We start from the raw sequence: 532 nt of genomic DNA on the forward strand, positions 1-532 counted from the left end.
CCGCCCACAAGGGGCAGCGGTGGTGGCGGGTGATGTGTCTGACGGGTGTGGACTACTTCTCCACCCTCGGCTATCAGCCGGGCATCGCCGCCCTCGCCGCGGGCCTGCTGTCGCCGGTCGCCACCATCGTCCTGGTCATCGTGACGCTGGCCGGCGCGCTGCCGGTCTACCGCCGGGTGGCGAAGGAGAGCCCGCACGGCCAGGGCTCGATCGCGATGCTGGAGCGGCTGCTGTCGTTCTGGAAGGGCAAGCTGTTCGTCCTGACGCTGCTGGGCTTCGCCGCCACCGACTTCCTCATCACTGGTCGCCCTGCTCGGCGCGGTCTTCCTCAAGGGCTTCCTCGAGGCGATCGGGGTTGCGGTCGCCCTGGTGGGCCTCTATCTCGCCCTCAACGTGGTCGTGGTCGTCGTCGGACTGTGGCACGTCGCCAGCGCCCCGCACGTCGTCACCGACTGGTCCCACGCCCTCACCACCGAGCACGGCAACGTCCTGGCCATGGTCGGAGTCGCCCTGCTCGTCTTCCCGAAGCTGG

At 69.5% G+C, this 532-nt stretch carries 1 pseudogene; it reads left to right on the plus strand.

Annotated elements, in window-relative coordinates:
* Positions 1-532: pseudogene (locus tag ADL29_RS11075) on the plus strand (amino acid transporter); the annotation flags it as partial.

Origin of the sequence: Streptomyces chattanoogensis, from assembly GCF_001294335.1 — a bacterium.
GTDB classification, from domain to species: domain Bacteria; phylum Actinomycetota; class Actinomycetes; order Streptomycetales; family Streptomycetaceae; genus Streptomyces; species Streptomyces chattanoogensis.